The organism is Nonomuraea sp. NPDC001684, from assembly GCF_053596515.1.
Genome location: NZ_JBSFGJ010000185.1, coordinates 1 through 17,615, shown reverse-complemented (window position 1 = coordinate 17,615; position 17,615 = coordinate 1). Strand labels below are relative to the sequence as shown.

19 protein-coding genes are annotated in these 17,615 nt (G+C 73.8%); 10 read left to right on the top strand and 9 right to left on the bottom strand.

Features of this window, described 5'->3' with window-relative positions; genetic code table 11:
• On the bottom strand, positions 1-2,758 hold a 2,758-nt coding region (locus ACWCSD_RS28175), incomplete at its 3' end, for a BTAD domain-containing putative transcriptional regulator (protein WP_449919223.1).
• A gap of 47 nt (positions 2,759-2,805) precedes the next feature.
• Positions 2,806-3,273 (bottom strand): ATP-binding protein, encoded by a 468-nt coding sequence (locus ACWCSD_RS28170; protein WP_449919220.1) that lies wholly within the window; start codon positions 3,271-3,273, stop codon positions 2,806-2,808.
• Positions 3,274-3,468: 195 nt separating this feature from the next.
• On the opposite strand from ACWCSD_RS28170, the gene ACWCSD_RS28165 reads away from it, so the two are divergent.
• Entirely contained in the window at positions 3,469-3,702 is a 234-nt protein-coding gene (locus tag ACWCSD_RS28165) for a hypothetical protein (RefSeq protein WP_449919217.1), read from the top strand.
• A 35-nt stretch (positions 3,703-3,737) separates the two neighbouring features.
• Here ACWCSD_RS28165 and ACWCSD_RS28160 read toward each other — a convergent pair whose 3' ends face one another.
• Complete coding sequence (locus tag ACWCSD_RS28160; RefSeq protein ID WP_449919214.1) at positions 3,738-4,421, bottom strand: DUF2267 domain-containing protein; 684 nt, start codon at positions 4,419-4,421, stop codon at positions 3,738-3,740.
• Positions 4,422-4,482: 61 nt separating this feature from the next.
• Positions 4,483-6,762 carry a xanthine dehydrogenase family protein molybdopterin-binding subunit gene (locus tag ACWCSD_RS28155; protein WP_397155312.1) on the bottom strand — a complete coding sequence of 760 codons (2,280 nt, stop codon included), beginning with the start codon at positions 6,760-6,762 and terminating at the stop codon, positions 4,483-4,485.
• A gap of 89 nt (positions 6,763-6,851) precedes the next feature.
• Between ACWCSD_RS28155 and ACWCSD_RS28150 the strand changes: the two genes are divergently transcribed.
• Positions 6,852-7,334: an MSMEG_6728 family protein gene (locus tag ACWCSD_RS28150; protein ID WP_387671646.1), complete on the top strand. Its 483-nt coding sequence runs from the start codon at positions 6,852-6,854 to the stop codon at positions 7,332-7,334.
• Here the strand turns inward: ACWCSD_RS28150 and ACWCSD_RS28145 are convergent.
• Positions 7,323-8,360, bottom strand: a complete 1,038-nt coding sequence (locus ACWCSD_RS28145; RefSeq protein WP_449919211.1) for a carboxymuconolactone decarboxylase family protein — start codon at positions 8,358-8,360, stop codon at positions 7,323-7,325. The two genes, ACWCSD_RS28150 and ACWCSD_RS28145, sit on opposite strands and share 12 nt — an antisense overlap.
• Positions 8,361-8,526: 166 nt before the next feature.
• Here ACWCSD_RS28145 and ACWCSD_RS28140 point away from each other — a divergent pair, with 166 nt between their 5' ends.
• The 3 genes from ACWCSD_RS28140 (at position 8,527) to ACWCSD_RS28130 (ending at position 11,870) form a co-directional block, all read left to right on the top strand.
• Positions 8,527-9,657 carry a sensor histidine kinase gene (locus ACWCSD_RS28140; RefSeq protein WP_397155307.1) on the top strand — a complete coding sequence of 377 codons (1,131 nt, stop codon included), beginning with the start codon at positions 8,527-8,529 and terminating at the stop codon, positions 9,655-9,657.
• A complete protein-coding gene (locus ACWCSD_RS28135; RefSeq protein ID WP_397155305.1) occupies positions 9,654-10,313 on the top strand; it encodes a response regulator in 660 nt (219 codons plus the stop codon). The genes ACWCSD_RS28140 and ACWCSD_RS28135 overlap by 4 nt, the downstream gene beginning before the upstream one ends.
• Before the next feature lie 147 nt (positions 10,314-10,460).
• Positions 10,461-11,870 carry an LCP family protein gene (locus ACWCSD_RS28130; protein WP_387671653.1) on the top strand — a complete coding sequence of 470 codons (1,410 nt, stop codon included), beginning with the start codon at positions 10,461-10,463 and terminating at the stop codon, positions 11,868-11,870.
• A 76-nt stretch (positions 11,871-11,946) separates the two neighbouring features.
• Here ACWCSD_RS28130 and ACWCSD_RS28125 read toward each other — a convergent pair whose 3' ends face one another.
• Positions 11,947-12,513 (bottom strand): NADPH-dependent F420 reductase, encoded by a 567-nt coding sequence (locus tag ACWCSD_RS28125; RefSeq protein WP_397155302.1) that lies wholly within the window; start codon positions 12,511-12,513, stop codon positions 11,947-11,949.
• 115 nt (positions 12,514-12,628) lie between these two features.
• On the opposite strand from ACWCSD_RS28125, the gene ACWCSD_RS28120 reads away from it, so the two are divergent.
• Positions 12,629-13,456 (top strand): alpha/beta hydrolase, encoded by an 828-nt coding sequence (locus ACWCSD_RS28120; RefSeq protein ID WP_449919206.1) that lies wholly within the window; start codon positions 12,629-12,631, stop codon positions 13,454-13,456.
• A 149-nt stretch (positions 13,457-13,605) separates the two neighbouring features.
• On the opposite strand, the gene ACWCSD_RS28115 is transcribed toward ACWCSD_RS28120, so the two are convergent.
• The gene (locus ACWCSD_RS28115; protein ID WP_358291422.1) at positions 13,606-13,776 is read right to left on the bottom strand and encodes a DUF3073 domain-containing protein; all 171 of its coding nucleotides are present in this window, start codon (positions 13,774-13,776) and stop codon (positions 13,606-13,608) included.
• Positions 13,777-13,862: 86 nt separating this feature from the next.
• On the opposite strand from ACWCSD_RS28115, the gene ACWCSD_RS28110 reads away from it, so the two are divergent.
• Positions 13,863-14,195 carry an ArsR/SmtB family transcription factor gene (locus tag ACWCSD_RS28110; RefSeq protein WP_090938046.1) on the top strand — a complete coding sequence of 111 codons (333 nt, stop codon included), beginning with the start codon at positions 13,863-13,865 and terminating at the stop codon, positions 14,193-14,195.
• Here the strand turns inward: ACWCSD_RS28110 and ACWCSD_RS28105 are convergent.
• Positions 14,188-14,751 carry a hypothetical protein gene (locus ACWCSD_RS28105; RefSeq protein WP_352318327.1) on the bottom strand — a complete coding sequence of 188 codons (564 nt, stop codon included), beginning with the start codon at positions 14,749-14,751 and terminating at the stop codon, positions 14,188-14,190. The two genes, ACWCSD_RS28110 and ACWCSD_RS28105, sit on opposite strands and share 8 nt — an antisense overlap.
• A 76-nt stretch (positions 14,752-14,827) precedes the next feature.
• Between ACWCSD_RS28105 and ACWCSD_RS28100 the strand changes: the two genes are divergently transcribed.
• Genes ACWCSD_RS28100 through ACWCSD_RS28090 form a run of 3 tightly spaced genes read left to right on the top strand, consistent with a single transcriptional unit; the run spans position 14,828 to position 17,181 of the window.
• Positions 14,828-15,340, top strand: coding sequence for a PadR family transcriptional regulator (locus tag ACWCSD_RS28100; RefSeq protein WP_397155297.1), 513 nt, complete (start codon positions 14,828-14,830; stop codon positions 15,338-15,340).
• Positions 15,341-15,350: 10 nt separating this feature from the next.
• Positions 15,351-16,229: a 1,4-dihydroxy-2-naphthoyl-CoA synthase gene (locus tag ACWCSD_RS28095; protein WP_352366206.1), complete on the top strand. Its 879-nt coding sequence runs from the start codon at positions 15,351-15,353 to the stop codon at positions 16,227-16,229.
• Between the two features lie 34 nt (positions 16,230-16,263).
• On the top strand, positions 16,264-17,181 hold the full coding sequence (locus tag ACWCSD_RS28090; RefSeq protein WP_449919201.1) for an aminoglycoside phosphotransferase family protein: 918 nt from the start codon (positions 16,264-16,266) through the stop codon (positions 17,179-17,181).
• Between the two features lie 4 nt (positions 17,182-17,185).
• Here ACWCSD_RS28090 and ACWCSD_RS28085 read toward each other — a convergent pair.
• Positions 17,186-17,615 (bottom strand): HPP family protein (locus tag ACWCSD_RS28085; RefSeq protein ID WP_449919198.1); only part of this gene is annotated, 430 nt, incomplete at its 5' end.

Here is a 17,615-nt window from a genome sequence, read left to right as displayed (position 1 = left end):
CGGACGCCTGGTCGGCGGCGTCGGCGTACAGGTCGTCCGCCTGGTCGAAGTAACCGCCGAGCACCAGCCGGCCCGCCCGCCACAGCGTGTGCTGGAAGCGCGGCCAGGGCAGCGGGAGCCGGTCGAGCAGGTCGTCGCAGCGGGCCGCGGCCAGGTCGGCGCCGGTGACGTCGAACAGCTCCAGCCGGTTGTGGGTGTCCATCATGTTCGCCAGCAGCTGGTAGGCCGGCTCGCCGTCCGCCAGTTCGTGCAGCTCGGCGGCGAGGTCCGCCAGCTCGTGCACGTGCAGCGGGCGCGGCAGCGACAGGTGCCTGGCATTGAGCGCGCGCATCAGCAGCCGCCGGTCGCCCAGCCGCCGGGCCATGGCCACGGCCTGCGCGGACAGCCCCTCGGCCCGCGGGTCGCCGGAGGCGTCGTAGAGCTCCTGGGCCAGCCCGGCCAGCAGCATCGCGCGCTCGGGGCCGTCCCGTTCCGGCAGCTCGCGCAGCGCGTCCTCGAAGCGGCGGACGAGCAGCGGGTCGGCCGCGCCGTACGGGTCCCGCAGCGTCCAGATCGTCGGCGTGTCGAACGAGGTCAGCGCCCGGACCCGGAGCGCCGTTCCCCCGTCCGTGATGCGGTCGGCCGCCCGCACGGCCCGGTCCCTGACCCGGCGGGCGGCGGCCGGCTCGCCCGCCGCGAGCAGCGCACGCACCTGCCGCAGCAGCAGCTCCACGTGCTCGGCCGGGTCGCCGCCGCACGCGTCGTGCGCGGTCACCGCGTGCCCCAGCCAGGACGCGGACTCGGCGTAGCCCAGGCGCAGCTCGGCCTGCTCGGCCGCGGCCCGCGCCCACCGCACCGCCTCCCCGTACGCCACCGGCCCGGCCTGCACGGCGTGGTGGGCGATCAACTCGACGTCGGTCGCCGGACGGGCGGACAGCGCGGCGGCCAGGTCCCGGTGCAGCGCCGCCCTGCGCAGCGGCGGCAGGTCCCTGACGAGCGCCTCGCGCACCAGGTCGTGCACGAACGCCAGCCGCCCGCCGGCCCGCGCCGCCAGCAGGCCCCCGCGCACGGCCCGGTCGAGCGGCCCGTACGCCTCCTCCCCCGCGACCCGGGCCACCACGGCCGGGTCGAACTCCCGTCCGGCCAGCGCCGCGACCGCCAGCACGTCCGTGACCCCGGCGAGCGCGTCCAGCCGCAGGCGGACCAGCTCGGTCACCGCCTCGGGCACCTCGTCCACATCCGGGTTCTGAGCAAGCAGCCTGATGCTCTCGCGCAGGAAGAACGGGTTGCCGCCGGTGCGGTCGGCCATCCTGGCGCACAACTCGTCGTCCAGCTCGATGCCGAGGTCGGCCGCGATGGCCCGGACCGCCTCGGGGCCGACGCCGGTCAGGCGCAGCCGCGACAGGTCGTAGCGGACCAGCCGCCCGAGCACGTCGCCGGTCCCGGTGCGGAAGGCCGCGACCAGCGTGACCGCGCCGCCGCGCAGCAGCATGACGAGGTGCCTGAGCAGGTCGAGCGAGGCCGGGTCGGCCCATTGGAGATCGTCCAGGACGATGACGAGCGGCTGGGCGCGCGAGGCCGTGACCAGCCATCGGGCGACGGCCTGGTTCCGGCGCGACAACAACGCCTCGGCCGGGCCACCGGCGTCCGGGGGCGCTTCGGGGCGGGCGTCGAGGAGGCCGGACAGGGGCTCGCGGTCCGGCGGCGGGCAGTGCGGCTCCAGCGCCTGGAAGACCTGCGTCCACGGCCACAGCGCGGGCGTGCCCTCGGCGTCGTGGCAGCGTCCGCGGAGCACGAGCCGGCCGAGCCGCGCGCAGTGCTCGCCGAACGCCTCCAGCAGCCGCGTCTTCCCGATCCCCGGCTCACCGCTGACCTCGGCGACCGCGAGCCCGGCGGGCGCGGCCCGCTCGGCCACCGCCACCAGCTCGGCCAGCTCGGCCTCCCGCCCGTGCGGGACGTCCAGGGGGCGTGGCGCGGCCACCAGCGCCGGGGTGTCGTCCACCGGCGCGAGCGAGCCGGCCTGGCGCAGGATGTCCGACTCCAGCGACCGCAGCTCGGGCCCGGGATCGAGGCCGAGCTCCTCGGACAGCCGCCTGGCCGCCGTGCGCAGCACGGCCAGCGCCTCGGCCTGGCGGCCGGTGCGGTACAGGGACAGCGCGAGCAGGCACCACAGGCGCTCGCGCAGCGGATTGGCGACGGTCTCGGCCTCCAGCTCGGTGATCAGCGCCTGCGGACGGCCCAGGTCGAGCAGCGCGCGGGCCCGCCGCTCGACCGCGACCAGGCGCAGCTCGCGCAGGCGGCTCACCTCGACGATCGCCCACGGCTCGTCCTGGAACTCCTCGTACGGCGAGCCGCGCCACAGCCCGAGCGCCTCCTCCAGGCAGGCCAGCGCCTCCTCGGCCGACCGGAACTCGGCCCGGTTCACCAGCTCGGCGAAGCGGAGCGCGTCCACGTCGGCGGCGGCCAGCAGGTAGCCGGGCGGGCGGGCGATCAGCGTCCTGGGCCGGGCGCGCGGCCCCCGGTCCGGCTCGATCGCGCGGCGCAGGTTGGAGACGTAGGAGTGCAGGGTGGGCAGGGCGCTGGGCGGGGCGGCGTCGCCGTACAGGTCGTCGATCAGCGTCTCGGCGGGGACCACGGCCCCCTGCGCGACCAGCAGCCGGGCCAGCACGGCTCGCGGACGGGGGCCGCCGAGACCGACCGCGCCCCCGTCGGCGTCGCGGACCTCCAGCGGCCCCAGAACTCGGAATTCCACGTTGTCCCACTCATCGGCTTCGTCCAAATCGATCACAGTATGGTCGGGCCGACTTGCAGGAGACTGGAAACCCTCTACGTGCCCGCCCTGATCGGCACGACGTTGCCGGGCCCGCCGCGGCGTGGCAGCGCGAACCAGGTGGCCTTGCCGACCAGGTCGGGGTGGGTCAGGTAACGCTGGGGATGGCAGCCGTAGAAGCCGTCGGAGAGCCGGGCGACGATGCGCAGCCCCCGTCCGTGCTCGGCGGACGGGTCGGGGACCGAGGGGGCGGGCAGGGGCGGGCCGGCGTCCACGACGACGCACATGACCTCCTTTGCGTCCACGTGCAGGAGCAGCTCGTAGGGGCCCTCGCCGTACATGAACGCGTTGGTGACCAGCTCGCTCACCATGAGGACGGCGTCGTCCACGACGTCGTCGTGCAGGTCGAGCCCGGACAGCTCCTCGCGGACGATCGACCGGGCGTGGCCGACGGTCCGGGCGTCCGGGCGCAACAGCCATACGTACTGCATCCGGCTCCGCCGGGCCGACCGCAGCCTGGACATGGCCTCTCCATCCTGGGAAGGGCGGCGACGAATGCTCGTTTCAGTCAACACGAGACCTGCCTCCGATTTGTCGGACATGCGGCTGTCCAAACCTGTACGCACGCAGGAGCCGTTCGGGTCGAACGTTTTCCGAGAAATCCTGACTTTCTTCGCGGTCCGACATGTCTTCCCAGGTCAGCGGGTACGGACAGGGCCATGAGCAGTCCTGACGAGAACACCCCCGAGACCGACACCACGCCGCTCCTCGACGCGGCCAGGCGTCCGGCCGAGCGCCCGGGTGAGCGCCCGGCCGGACGTCCGGGCGTGGCGGGGAGGATCCCGGCGGAGCGCAAGACCGCCGGGCAGGCAGCGCTGGAACAGGCCCTGTCGCAGTCGGGCAAGCACCTGGAGGACCTGACCGGCGAGACGCCCGACCGGCCGCGCGGCTAGCCAGGCCCGCGCCCCAGGACCGGCCGGGCCCGCGGCTACGGGCGGCCGATGCCGGCGCCCACCTCCTCGATGAGGTCGTCGATTCGCCTGGCCAGCTGCACGTCGAGGGCCGTCACCGCGCCCACGGAGACGGTCCTGACCACGATGGCCAGGCCGTCGGCGGTGTCGTGGAGCTGGGGCTGCCGGCCGTAGGTGGCCTTGAGCCGGTCGAGCGCGCGGCGGACGGCACGCAGGTTCTCCCGCGGCAGGGAGATCTCGCGGCGCAGCGCCGAGCGGTCGCCGGTCCACAGCGGCAGGGTGGCGAGGGCCGCGGCGATCTCGTCGGCGGTGAGCGGGGCGGCGTGCCCCTTGGGGCCGGTGATGCCGCCGCCGCTGTCCGGCGGGTCGAACAGGGGGCGTACCTGCTCGGGGATGTGCAACCGGGCGATCAGCTCGGGGTCCTGCTCGGCGACGGCGGCCAGCACGGCCTGGGCCCTGATCCTGGCCTGCTCGGGCGGACGACGGCCGAGCAGCGCCGCCTGCCGGACGAAGCCCTCCTCGGTGCCGTCGTTGCGCGGATGGTCCATGGGGAAGTCGTTGGTCAGCTCGGGCGGCAGGGCGTCGATGAGCTCGCGCCGGTCGTCGTCGTCGAGTGTGCGGGCGAGCGTGGTCAGCGTGGCCTCCGCCGCCGCTCTGGCCGGGCCGGCGCCCAGGCCCGTCATGCGGCCGATGGACGCCAAGAGTGCACGATATTCCATGATTCGTCCCCCGATCCGAACCTTCAGGCTCCTCGTGCCCAGGTCAGAGGTGCCGACACCTCCACACGGCCTGAGGGGTGAGGGGCACGTCGGTGAGGCGTCCGGCCAGCTCGGGCATGGCGGCGGCGACCGCGTTGCCGATGGCGGCGGGCGGGCCGATCGTGCCCGCCTCGCCCGCCCCCTTCATGCCGCCCGGGGTGAGCGGCGAGGGCGTCTCCAGCAGCACGACCTCGATGTCGGGCACCTCGCGGGTGGTCGGCAGCAGGTACTCGGCGAGCGGCTGCCCGTCCTCGGTGTGGACGATCTCCTCGGTCAGCGCCATGCCGATGCTCTGCGCGACCCCGCCGCGGATCTGGCCCTCGACCACGGACGGGTTGACCAGCGTCCCGGCGTCGTTGACCACCCAGTAGCGCTCCACCTCGACCGCGCCGGTCTCGGGGTCCACCGCGACGGCGGCGGCGTGCGCGCCGTAGGCGAAGGTGTAGGCGGCCGGGTCGTAGCTGACCCGCTCCTCCAGCCCCGGCGTGACGCCTTCCGGCAGGTCCCAGGCCCGCCAGGCGGACGTGGCCAGCTCCCGCAGCGACACCGACGCCCGCGGGTCGCCCTTGACGCGCACGCACTCCTCGGCGATCTCCAGGTCGCCGGGCGCCGCCTCCAGCCGGTGGGCGGCGATGGCCAGCAGCTTGTCCCGCAGCCGGGCGGCGGCCTGGACGAGCGCCCCGCCGCCGACCGCCAGCGACCGGCTGGCGATCGACCCGATCGACGAGTACGGCGTCGCCGCCGTGTCCCCCAGCACCACCCGCACCCGCTCGATCGGCACCCCCATCCGGTCGGCCGCGACCTGGGCCAGCGCGGTCTCGATGCCCTGCCCGATCGAGACCACCCCGGACGACACCACCACCGACGCGTCCGGCTCCATGCGCAGCACCGCCGTCTCGTAGCCGCCCGCCTGGATGCCCGACGCCTTCATCTCCATCGACGGGCCCAGGCCGGTGGTCTCGACGTGGCAGGAGTAGCCGACGCCGCGAAGGCGGCCGTCGTCCACGCCGGTGACCGGGGTGACCAGGTCGCGCAGGGTGCGCAGGGCCCGGGGATAGTCGCCGGAGTCGTACTGCTGGTAGACCCGGCTCGTGCACGGCAGCTCGTCCGGCGTCAGCATGTTGCGCAGCCGCAGCTCGACCGGGTCCAGGCCGAGCCGCCGGGCCGCCTCGTCGATCAGGCGCTCCCTGGTCCAGGTGCACTCGGGCTGCCCGAAGCCGCGGTAGGAGCCGGTCGGGGTGGTGTTGGTGACCACTCCGCGCACCCGTACGCCGACCCGCTCGAACCGGTACGGCCCCGGCAGCAGGGTGGCCGAGACCGCGAAGGGTGAGATGCCCACGTTCGAGGGATGGGCGCCGAGGTCGCCGAGGATGTCGGCGTCCAGGGCGACGAACCGGCCCTGGCCGTCGAGCGCCAGCCTGGCCCGGTGGACGGCGGCCCGCGCGGGCAGGGTCGCCGCCAGCCGGTCGCCGGGCGACTCGGTCCAGCTCACCGGGCGGCCCGTCCGCATCGCGGCCAGGCAGACGAGCGCCTCGTCGGGGTAGACGTGCTCCTTGCCGCCGAACCCGCCGCCGACGTCCCGGCTGATCACGCGTACCCGGTCGTGGGTGAGCCCGAACGCGTCGGCCAGGTGCTCGCGCACGTGGTGCGGGGCCTGGGAGGAGATGTGCACGGTCAGCTCGTCGTCGGCGTAGGAGGCCACCACGCCGCGCGGCTCGACGGGATGCGGCGAGATCCGGCCCATCCTGAACGTCATCTCGACGACGTGCTCGGCGGACTCGACGAACTCCGCGCAGTCGGCGTCGCCGAGCAGGAAGTCGGTGACCAGGTTCGTGCCCCACTCGGGGTAGAGCAGCGGCGCGTCCTCGTCGAGTGCGCGTTCCGCGCCGACGGTCGCGGGCGACTGGTCGAGCTCCAGGTCCAGCAGGTCCGCGGCGTCGCGGGCGGCGGCGGGGGTGCCGGCCACGACGACGGCGAGCGGCTGGCCGGCGTACCTGATCGTGTCGTCGAGCACCCGGTAGGCGGTCAGCCGCTGGCCGGGGGCGAGGGTGACGCAGGGCAGCAGCAGCTCCGCGGCGTCGGCGGGGGTGATGACGTCGAGCACCCCCTCGACCGTCCAGGCCGCCTTGGCGTCGCAGCCGAGGAGCCGTCCGTGCGCGACGGGGCTGCGCACCACCACCGCGTACGCCATGCCGGGCAGGCGTACGTTGCCGACGTATCTCCCCTTTCCGGTCAGCAGTCTGGCGTCTTCCCTGCGAGGCGTCCGCGCGCCGACATAGCCCATGGGCCGATTGTGCGCGCCGCGAGGCGTGCGGTCCATATACGATCTCGCGGGGCGGCAGGCGGGAAAGACCAGGTCAGCGGGGGCATCGAATGCAGACATTTCTTCCGTATCCGGATTTCGCGGCCAGTGCCGGAGTCCTGGACGCGCTGCGGCTGGGCAAGCAGCGGGTGGAGGCTCTGCAGGTGCTGCGCGCCCTGATCGTCCCCGGCTACGGCTGGCGCCACCACCCCGCCGTCAAGATGTGGGCCGGCTACGAGGAGGCCCTGGTCCGCTACGGGCTCGACGTGTGCGAGCGCTGGTGCTCGACCGGCCGGGCCGACACCTGCGCGGCCACGATGTCCGTCGAGCTGGGCCGCGCCTGCGGCACCCCCGTCATCCGCACCCAGCACGAGCTGGCGGCGGCCGGCGAGCTGCCGCCCTGGCTCGGCGACGACGCCTTCCACCTCAGCCACCGCTCCGCCCTCCTGCGCAAGGACCCCGATCACTACCGCCCGCTCTTCGGCGACGAGCCCGACGACCTGGAATACGTCTGGCCCGCCTCGGGCCGCCCGCCCGCCTGCCTACCGGCCTGACTGCCCGCCCGCGCCCACGCGGGTCCCGGTGAGGACGCCCTCCGCGTGCCGCGTCGCCGTGGCGGCGCCGAAGGCGACGAGCCGCACCAGGTCCTCGTCCGTCGTCGCGGCGCCGCGCCAGGCGGCGACGTCCGCGTCGGTGACCCGGTAGGGCGCGAGGGCGGCGAGCAGCGCGAGCCTGGCCCCCGGCCGTTCCTCGCCGGGCACGCCGGTCAGCGGGCCCGACAGCCAGTCGCCGCCCATCGGCGGGTGCTCGCCGTCCCAGGCCGCGACCGCCTCGGTGACGGCCGTCCGCGCCGCCTCGCCGAGCAGCTCCCCGCCCGTCGCCGCGACGGCCATGAGCGTGGCGTACGCGGTGCCGACCGGCGTGCCGGCCGCCCAGGCGGGCTCGGGCGAGGAGGGCAGGCCGTCCAGCACGTCCAGGCCCGCGCCGGGCGGCAGCTCCCTGCGCACCGTCCGGGACATGGCCCGGCCGCCCACGCTGCGCACCAGGCGCGACTTCTGCAGGTTGCCCGGCAGCAGGTTCTCGGTGAGCAGGGACGAGGCGATCCGGTTGACGAAGTGGAAGGTCAGCGCGGTGCCGACGTACGCGGGCGCCTCGTCCTCGGGGAAGGGCGCGGGCACCCGCCGGTCCTTGGCCCACCGCAGCAGCGCGGCGTGCCCGGGATCCGCGGGCGCGCCCCCGGCCGCGACGGTCTCGGCCAGCCTGTGGTCGCCGGTGGCGTGCAGCAGCGTCGTGTGCGCGGCCACGCAGAACGGGCACCGGTTGGCCAGCGACACCCCCAGCGCCACCACCTCCCTGCCGGTCCTGGACCCCGGCCCGGCCAGCAGCGACTCCCGCAGCAGCGCCCAGGTCCCGGCCAGCACGGCGGGAGCGGGCGACAGGGTCAGGAAGACCGCCATGCGGGCCATGCCGAAGTCGTCGGCGAGGCGGGCGTAGACCTGGGCCACCCGGCCCGTGGCGTCCTGCGGCCGGACGGGCGTGACGTAGCGGAACTGGCCTGCGGCCGTCTGCGTCGTGTTCATGGCCGCCATGGTGGGCCGCGGGACGGGCCGAAGTCGTCCTGCCCTGGATGACTTCCGCGGCTACGGCGCGGGGCGCAGAGGCGGACGGCGTACGACGGCGGGAGTAGTCCCCCATTCCGCCCACGTGAGGACGATTATCGACACATCAGGCTCTACTGTGCTTGGCATGAGCTTGCGATGGCACCCCGCCGTCATGGACGCGGCGCTCGCGGCTGTCGTGGCCGTGCTGCTGACGGCGACCGTGGTGGCCACGCCGGACGCGGGGCCCGCGGACTACGCCGCCGTGCTCGCCGGGTCGCTCGCGCTCGTCGCCTGGCGGCGGGCGCCCGTCCCGGCGCTGCTGGTCACCACGTTGTGCATGCTGGTCTACTCCGCGCACGCCCAGCCCGGCCCGCCGGCCGCCTTCCCGGTGATGGTGACCGTGTTCGCCACGGTCAGGGCCGGTCACCGGGCGCTCGCGGCGGCGGCCGGCGCGGTGTTCCTGGGCGGGACCCTGGCGGTCAACCTGGCCACCCCCGACGGGCAGACCGCGCAGGAGATCGTGCAGAAGACGACGCTGCTGCTCGGCTGGTTCCTGGCGGCCGGGGTGACCGCGACCGTGACCCGGCACCGGCAGGCGTACCTCGTGCAGGTCGAACAGCGGGCCGCCGAGGCCGAGCGGACCCGCGAGGAGGCGGCGCTGCGCCGGGCGGGCGAGGAGCGGCTGCGCATCGCCAGGGAGCTGCACGACTCGCTCACCCACACCATCTCCGTCATCAAGGTGCAGGCGGGCGTGGCCGTGCACCTCGCGCGCAAGCGCGGCGAGGAGGTGCCGGCGGCGCTGCTGGCCATCCAGGAGGCCAGCGGCGAGGCCATGCGCGAGCTGCGCGCCACGCTGGAGGTGCTGCGCGAGGACGACGACGCCCCCGCGGCCAGCGGCCTCGACCGGCTCACCCACCTGGTCGAACGGGCCCGCTCGACCGGCGTCCCGGCCACGGTGATGGTCACCGGCGACCGCCGCGACCTGCCGGCCGAGGTCGACCGGGCGGCCTACCGGATCGTCCAGGAGGCGCTGACCAACGTCTCCAAGCACGCCGGGCCCGCCACCGCCTCGGTACGCGTCGACTACGGCAAGGAGGAGCTGATCGTGCAGGTGGACGACGACGGCCGCGCGAACGGCGGCCCCTGCGACCCCGGCGTGGGCCTGCTGGGCATGCGCGAGCGCGTCACGGCGCTCGGCGGGCGGCTGGCGACCGGGCCGCGTCCCGAGGGCGGGTTCACCGTGCGCGCCGAGCTGCCGCTGCAGGAGGCCCGGTGATCCGCGTGCTGCTGGTGGACGACCAGGCCCTCATCCGCGGCGGCTTCCGCGCCCTGCTGGAGGCCGAGGACGACATCGAGGTCGTCGCCGAGGCCGCCAACGGGGAGCAGGCGGTCGCCCTCGCCCTGGAACACCGCCCCGACGTGGCGCTCGTGGACGTGCAGATGCCCGTCATGGACGGCATCGAGGCCACCAGGCGGATCGCCGCCGACGAACGCCTGGCCGAGGTCCACGTGGTGATCCTGACCAACTACGGCCTGGACGAGTACGTCTTCCACGCCCTGCGCGCCGGCGCGAGCGGCTTCCTGGTCAAGGACACCGAGCCCGCGGACCTGCTCCAGGGCGTCAGGGTGGCCGCCCGCGGCGACGCCCTGCTCTCCCCCGCCATCACCCGCCGCCTGATCGGCGAGTACGTCGCCCGCCGCCCCGAACCCGAACCCCAGGGCCTGGACGTGCTCACCAACCGCGAACGCGAGGTGACCGCCCTGGTCGCCCGCGGCATGTCCAACGACGAGATCGCCGCCCAGATGGTGATCAGCCCGACCACCGCCAAGACGCACGTCAGCCGGGCGATGACCAAGCTGCACGCCCGCGACCGCGCCCAGCTCGTGGTCTTCGCCTACGAGTCCGGCCTGGTGACCCCGCGCGAGCGCTGACCCGAGGCTTGACCGTCGAGGAACGCGGTCCCTCCGCATACCCGTCCCGGACTGAGTACACTCGGGCACGTTCAACGGCCGAGACTTGTACGGCGAGGCTCTTGGCCCGGGGCGGTGGCCCCTCGGCCCCCGTCCCTCTGGAGTCACGTGAGCAGCGGGCTTGTCGATGCTCCGCCCTCCAGCGACCCCGGCGCCCCCAAGAGGCGCCACGGGCGCTGGCTACGCTGGGTGATCGCGATCGCGGTCGCCGTCGTCCTCCTGGTCGCCGGCGTGGCCGTCGGCGTCACCGCGAAACTCAGCGGCAACCTCAAGCGCTCCACGGTCACCAAGGAGGACCTCGGCGAGACGCGGCCCCCCAAGGTCGCCACCTCGGCGATGAACGTCCTGATCGTGGGCTCCGACCAGCGCGACGGCAAGAACGCCAGGTACGGCCGCCGCATCGCGGGCGAGCGCACCGACACGATCATGCTGGCGCACGTGTCGTCCAAGCGGGACAACGCCATGGTGATCAGCTTCCCGCGCGACTCGCTGGTCCAGCTCCCCGCCTGCCGGGCCACGGGCGGCCTGCCCGGCCAGCAGCCGCACCTGGGCATGATCAACGAGTCGTTCAACTCCGGGGGCATCGCCTGCACCTGGAAGACGATCGAGTCGCTCACCCGCATCCACATCGACCACTTCGTGAAGGTCGACTTCACCGGCTTCAAGAGCATGGTCAACGCCGTGGGCGGCGTCGAGGTCTGCCTGCCCTCCCCGGTGAACGACAAGAAGGCCCTGCTCCACCTGCCCGCCGGGCGGCAGACGCTCAACGGCGAGCAGGCGCTCGGCTACGTCCGCGCCCGCTACAGCCTCGGCGACGGCTCCGACATCGGGCGCATCCAGCGGCAGCAGATGTTCATCGCCTCGATGCTCAAGAAGGTGATGAGCGGCGAGACGCTCACCGACCCGTCCAAGCTGTTCGGCTTCCTCGACGCCGGAACCAAGTCGGTGACCGTCGACGACGACCTGTCGGTGGGCGTCATGAAGGACCTCGCCACCAGCCTCCAGGGCCTCAACGCCGGGCAGATCCGGTTCATCACCACCCCCTGGCACTACTCGCTGACCCAGCCGGGCCGGGTCGAGTGGGTGCAGCCGCAGGCGGGCCGGCTGTTCCAGATCGTCGCCAGGGACCAGAGCGTCCAGGGCGTCAAGGGCGGCCAGGCCAAGGTGGGGCGGTCGAAGATCCAGATCGAGCTGCGCAACGGCACCTACCGCGGCGGCCTCGGCACGCAGGTGGCCGCCTTCCTGGAACAGCGCGGCTACCACATCAGCAAGATCGGCGACACGGCCAGGAAGCCCCAGGCGAAGACCACGCTGCTCTACGGCCCCAACGCCGAGACGCGGGTGCCCACGCTCACCAACGACCTGCTCGCCGCCACGCCCAAGCTGGTCGCCGGCGCCCGGACGAACCACCTGGTGCTGGTGATCGGCGACGACTGGAAGGGGCTCAAGCCGCTGCGCGCCGACGACACCGAGGCGATCAAGGGCTTCGACGCCACCCACGACACCTGCGCGGCCTAATTCCGGCCCCCTCGGCTCCTCCAGGCCCGTCCCGGCTCACGTAGGGCCGGCCGGGCCCAGCCCGGCTCGGCCCGGCTCACAGGGCGTCGGCCAGCCCGCCCCCGTCGATGGCGGTGAAGCCGGCGTCCTCGATGAGCGGCACCACGGCCTTCTTGGCGGCCTCGTCGTCGCCCCAGTAGGGCATGTCGGCCCGCGGGCCGCCCCGCTGCCCGGCCGTGCCCAGGTCCAGCAGCTCGTTGGGGTACTTGGTGTTGAACGTGCGCACCAGCCGCACCTCGCGGCCGAGCACGTGCTGCTGGTACTGCGGGCTGGTGAGCCCGTCCGGCACGGCCACCACCGCCTCGGCGCCGTCGAGCCGGGTGATCGGGTTGCTGGGGTCGATGACGATCTTGCCGCCCAGCGCCGCGCCCAGCTCCTCGACCACGGTGGGGAACGCCTCCCACCACACCGCCATGACGACGACCTCGCCGAAGCGCGCCGCCTCGATCGGCGAGCCGACGCCCGACTGCCCCTCGGCGGCGGCCGCGGCCTCCTCGGCCAGGGCCGGCCGGGCGTCGCTGAAGAGCACGTCGTGACCGGCCGCCGCGAACAGCCGGCCGAGCGGCGCGCCGAGCCGGCCCGAGCCCACGATTCCTACGCGCATGTCTGGATCTCCTTGTCGGCCGATCGGCACCTGCCCATCGGCCTTCCCCGCATGCCCGGCTTTGCGCCTGCGCCGCGAGATCTTTGCCCGCCGGTGATCCCTACACTCGTCGTCCATGAACGATCCCGACGTCCATGAGCTGCGCAGGGGCAGCGCCGAGCGGGCGCACCTGCGTGCGCGGGGGCCCGAGCTGCCGCAGGTGACCGACCTGGCCGGGCCGCGCGGGCTGCCGCTGCGGCACTACCGGCCCGCGCGGGAGCGGCGGCCGCTGGTGGTGTACGTGCACGGCGGCGCGTGGGTGCTCTGCGACCTGGACACGCACGACCGGATCTGCCGCCTGCTGGCCCGCGAGTGCGAGGTGGAGGTGCTGGCCGTGGACTACCGGCTGGCGCCCGAGCACCCGTACCCGGCGGCCGTCGAGGACGTCGTGGACGTGCTGCGCGAGGCCCGTCCGGTCGCGGTGGCCGGGGACAGCGCGGGCGGCTACCTGGCCACGATGGCCTGCCTGGAGCTGCGGGACGCGGGCGACCCGTTGCCCGCCGCCCAGATCCTGGTCTGCCCCAACACCGACCTCACGCTCTCCTGCCCCAGCGTGCGGGAGAAGGGCACCGGTCACGGCCTCGACGAGAGCTTCCTCGCCTGGGCCGTGCGGCAGTGGGCGCCCGATCCGGCGCGGCGCGCCGACCCGAGGCTGAGCCCGCTGCGCGTGCCCGACCTGAGCGGGATGCCCGCCACGCTGGTGGTCACCGCCGAGCACGACGCCCTCAGGGATGAGGGCGAGGCATACGCCCGCCGGCTGGCCGAGGCGGGCGTGCCGGTCACGTGCCGCAGGGAGCCCGGCCTCACGCACGGATTCCAGCAGAACGCCGACCCGGTGTCGCGGGCCGCCACCGGCCGCCTGCTCGCCGACGCGCGCCGCCTGCTCGAAGCGGTGACGGGCTAGCCCGCCGGACCACCGCGGCCCGGCCCGCGCCCTGCGGCACGCCGCCGGGCGGGCACGGGAACACCGCCTGGAACTCGCGGCGACCGGTCAGGCGCCGGAGGCCAGGCGGCCCGAGAACGTCGCGGACGCCCCCGCGAAGCCGGCGCGCGTCATTGCGCGCGCTCGGACTCCTGCTCGGACGCCGTAGACGTGTACATCTCCTCGCGCGGCGTGTCCGCGCCCAGCTCCTCGCGCAGCCGGTCGTAGTCGATGTTGTGGTTGGCGTACTTCAGCTGGCGAGCGACCTTCGTCTGCTTCGCCTTGGCTCTTCCTCGGCCCATGGCTACTCCCTAGTCCCCGCTGTCATGCTATCCAACAACGTTACGACTTGAAGAATTATGCAACTGCGCTCGATTAGTCTTGCAATATGCACGTGGAGGTCCACCAGGCCAAGGCCGACTTCTTCAGGACGCTCGGCCACCCCGCTCGCATCAGAGTGTTGGAGCTACTCCAGGAAGGTCCACTGCCCGTCAGGGACCTGCTGGCCCAGATCGACATCGAGGCGTCGAGCCTCTCACAACAGCTGGCGGTCCTGCGCAGGGCCGGGATCGTGAGCGCAATCCGCGAAGGCAGCACGGTGGTCTACACCCTGGCCACTCCCGAGCTGGCAGACCTGCTCGGGGCCGCCCGCCGCATCCTCACCGACATGCTGGCCGACCAGGGGGAGCTCCTGGCCGAGCTGCGGGCGGAGGTCACTTAGCGGCGGCCTCGGCGCGGCGCCTGACCACCTTCGGGTAACGGGCGGTGAAGACGGCGGGAACGACGAACGAGAGCACCTTGATCGCGATGACGACCGTGGTGGCGTGGGGGGCCGCGGCCAGCACGAACGTCAGCGAGACGGCGGCGAGCGTGAACGCCGCCGCCCACACCGTCGTGATCACCACGTTGACGCGGCGGAACGCCTGGGTCTCCCAGATCTCCTTCGGCGCCATCGTGCGCGCGATGCCCAGCGTGAACGGCTTGCCGATGGCCAGCGAGCCCCAGGCGGTGCCGGCCAGCCAGACGTTGACCAGCGCGGGCCCGTACGGCGTGAGCGGCGAGTGCGGGGCCGCCAGGGAGAGCACCGTGAGCAGGGCGAAGAAGGCGGCGGCGCTCGTCTCGATCACGATCTCGTCCCAGGCCCGGCCGGACCGCCGGTCGATGGCCACGAGGGCGAGGGCGATCACGAGGCCGGTGATGGCGCCCCAGCGCCACTCGTCGCCGGTGGCGATGACCGCGTAGACGACCCAGGGGAGGAAACCGAGCAGACCGCGCATCGCGCAACTCCTTTGACATTCCTAAGTAGACATGTCGAATGTAGAACCTCCTGTGGAGATATGTCAATATAGGAATATGAGCTTGAGACACGCCGTGCTTGGTCTGCTCGCCGAGGGGCCGGCCAGCGGCTACGACCTGCTGAAGACCTTCGACGTCTCATTGTCCAACGTCTGGCCGGCCACGCAGAGCCAGCTCTACGCCGAGCTCGGCAAGCTGGCCGACGCCGGTCTCGTGAGCGTCGCGGCCGAGGGCCCCCGCGGCCGCAAGGAGTACGCGATCACCCAGGAGGGCCGGGCCGAGCTGCGCCGCTGGATCACCGAGGTCGAGCCGGTCAGGGTCGGGCGCAGCGACATGCTGCTGCGCGTGTTCTTCCTCGGCCAGGTCGATCCCGAGCAGGCCCGCGCCTACCTGCGCCGCCAGGCCGAGGTGGTGGGCAGGCACCTGGAGCACATGGAGGCCATCAAGGGCTTCGTCGAGAGCGGCCAGGACAACCTGTCGGTCTACGGCCGGCTCGCCCTGGAGTACGGCCTGCGGCTCGGCGCCGTGCAGAAGGAGTGGGCCGAGTGGGCCGAGGGGCAGATCCGTTAGGCTCGCCCCCATGGTCTCCGAGCTGTTCGATCCGAAGATGTGGCAGGTCGTCGAGGGCTTCGACTTCACCGACATCACCTACCACCGGGCCCTCGACCAGGGCACGGTGCGGGTCGCGTTCAACCGGCCCGAAGTGCGCAACGCCTTCAGGCCCCAGACGGTCGACGAGCTCTACCGGGCGCTCGACCACGCCAGGCAGGCCACCGACGTCGGCTGCGTGCTGCTCACGGGCAACGGCCCCTCGCCCAAGGACGGCGGGTGGGCCTTCTGCTCCGGCGGCGACCAGCGCATCAGGGGCAAAGACGGCTACCAGTACGCCGACGGCACCCCCGCCACCGGGCGCCTGCACATCCTGGAGGTGCAGCGCCTGATCCGCTTCATGCCCAAGATCGTGATCTGCGTGGTGCCCGGCTGGGCCGCGGGCGGCGGGCACAGCCTCCACGTCGTGGCCGACCTCACCCTGGCCAGCGCCGAGCACGCCCGCTTCAAGCAGACCGACGCCGACGTGGCCAGCTTCGACGGCGGCTTCGGCTCGGCCTACCTGGCGCGGCAGGTCGGGCAGAAGTTCGCCCGCGAGATCTTCTTCCTGGGCGACACCTACAGCGCGGCCGACGCCCACCGCATGGGCATGGTCAACGCCGTCGTCCCGCACGCGGAGCTGGAGGCCACGGCGCTGGAGTGGGCGCGCAAGGTCAACGGCAAGTCGCCCACCGCGCAGCGCATGCTGAAGTTCGCCTTCAACATGATCGACGACGGGCTCGTCGGGCAGCAGGTGTTCGCGGGCGAGGCCACGCGGCTGGCGTACATGACGGACGAGGCGGCCGAGGGGCGCGACTCCTTCCTGGAGAAGCGGGCGCCCGACTGGTCGCCCTTCCCCTGGCACTTCTAGCCGCGGGCGCCCCGGCCGGAGGCAGACTGGGGCGATGAGGATCATGGTTCCCGAGGCGTTGACCGCATCACATGTGAAGATCGACGGCGAGCGGGGGCGGGCCTGGTCGGCCGGCCTGCCCGCGCTGGCCGAGCGTTACCTGGAAGAGTGGGGGCTGCGGCTGGACGAGGGCCGCCCCATGCACGGCGTGGTCTCCCTCGTGCTGCCCGTCGTACGGGAGGACGGCACCAGGGCGGCGCTCAAGCTCCAGCCCGTCACCGACGAGAACGCCACCGAGGCGCCCGGCCTGCGCACGTGGGCCGGGAAGGGCTCGGTCCTGCTGCTCGACGACGACCCCGAGACCGGCACCCTGCTGCTGGAACGCCTCGACTCCGGCCGCCCGCTGTCGGCCCTCCCGGACGACACCGAGGCGCTGACGATCCTGACCGGGCTGCTGGGCCGGTTGACCGCCCTCCTCGCCCCGCCGGGGCTGCGCCGGTTGGGCGACATCGCCGCGCAGATGCTGGCCGACGTCGACCGCGCGACGGCCGCGCTGCCCCGCGAGCAGGACAGGTACTGGCTGCGCTGGTGCGCCGACGCGGTCGCCGAGCTCGTCGCCGAGCCGGGCGACCGGCTGCTGCACTGGGACCTGCACTACGACAACGTGCTGGCCGCCGAGCGGGAGCCGTGGCTGGCCATCGACCCCAAGCCGCTGGCCGGCGACCCCGGGTTCGACCTGTGGCCCGCCCTGGACAACCGCTGGGACGCCGTCGTCGCCACCGGCGACCCGATCAGGGGCGTGCTGCGGCGGTTCGACCTGATGGTGGACGGGCTGGGCCTCGACCCCGCCAGGGCGGCCGGCTGGACCCTCGGCCGGATCCTGCAGAACGCCCTGTGGGACGTCGAGGACGGCGAGCACGAACTCAACGAGGTCGCCCTGGTGATCGCCGAGGCCGTGCGACACCGGCAGTGACGGGTCACCGCCAGTAGGCGGGGTATCTGTGGCCCGGCAGCAGCCGTCCGAGCGCCACCCCGGCGGCGATCACCACGACGCTCGCGACCAGGACCGGGTCGAGCAGGTACACCGGGTCCGGGGCGGTGAGCCCGATCAGCGCCGCCGTGGCCCCGGCCGGCGGGTGAGGGGCCCGCAGCAGCAGCATCGGGGCCGTGGAGAGCGCCGCCGCGGCGACCGCCGTCCACACCGAGGGGCCGGTGAGGGCGGTGAGCGCCAGAGCGAGCGCGGTGGCGCTCAGGTGGCCGAGGAGGATGCTGCGTGGCTGGGCGAACGGCGCGGCGGGCGCCAGGGCCACGATCCCGGCGGTGGCGGCGAACGGCAGCGCGAACAGCTCCATGCCGGTGAGGCCGGCCAGCAGGGCCAGTAATGACAGTCCGGCCAGCGCCGCTGCG

Bases quoted from the DNA above. Each gene is read 5' to 3' on its own strand.
- ACWCSD_RS28170 (WP_449919220.1), bottom strand. From the start codon at position 3,273: ATGTCCAGGCTGCGGTCGGCCCGGCGGAGCCGGATGCAGTACGTATGG.
- ACWCSD_RS28165 (WP_449919217.1), top strand. From the start codon at position 3,469: ATGAGCAGTCCTGACGAGAACACCCCCGAGACCGACACCACGCCGCTC.
- ACWCSD_RS28155 (WP_397155312.1), bottom strand. From the start codon at position 6,762: ATGGGCTATGTCGGCGCGCGGACGCCTCGCAGGGAAGACGCCAGACTG.
- ACWCSD_RS28150 (WP_387671646.1), top strand. From the start codon at position 6,852: ATGCAGACATTTCTTCCGTATCCGGATTTCGCGGCCAGTGCCGGAGTC.
- ACWCSD_RS28145 (WP_449919211.1), bottom strand. From the start codon at position 8,360: ATGAACACGACGCAGACGGCCGCAGGCCAGTTCCGCTACGTCACGCCC.
- ACWCSD_RS28140 (WP_397155307.1), top strand. From the start codon at position 8,527: ATGAGCTTGCGATGGCACCCCGCCGTCATGGACGCGGCGCTCGCGGCT.
- ACWCSD_RS28125 (WP_397155302.1), bottom strand. From the start codon at position 12,513: ATGCGCGTAGGAATCGTGGGCTCGGGCCGGCTCGGCGCGCCGCTCGGC.
- ACWCSD_RS28120 (WP_449919206.1), top strand. From the start codon at position 12,629: ATGAACGATCCCGACGTCCATGAGCTGCGCAGGGGCAGCGCCGAGCGG.
- ACWCSD_RS28115 (WP_358291422.1), bottom strand. From the start codon at position 13,776: ATGGGCCGAGGAAGAGCCAAGGCGAAGCAGACGAAGGTCGCTCGCCAG.
- ACWCSD_RS28110 (WP_090938046.1), top strand. From the start codon at position 13,863: ATGCACGTGGAGGTCCACCAGGCCAAGGCCGACTTCTTCAGGACGCTC.
- ACWCSD_RS28105 (WP_352318327.1), bottom strand. From the start codon at position 14,751: ATGCGCGGTCTGCTCGGTTTCCTCCCCTGGGTCGTCTACGCGGTCATC.
- ACWCSD_RS28100 (WP_397155297.1), top strand. From the start codon at position 14,828: ATGAGCTTGAGACACGCCGTGCTTGGTCTGCTCGCCGAGGGGCCGGCC.
- ACWCSD_RS28095 (WP_352366206.1), top strand. From the start codon at position 15,351: ATGGTCTCCGAGCTGTTCGATCCGAAGATGTGGCAGGTCGTCGAGGGC.
- ACWCSD_RS28090 (WP_449919201.1), top strand. From the start codon at position 16,264: ATGAGGATCATGGTTCCCGAGGCGTTGACCGCATCACATGTGAAGATC.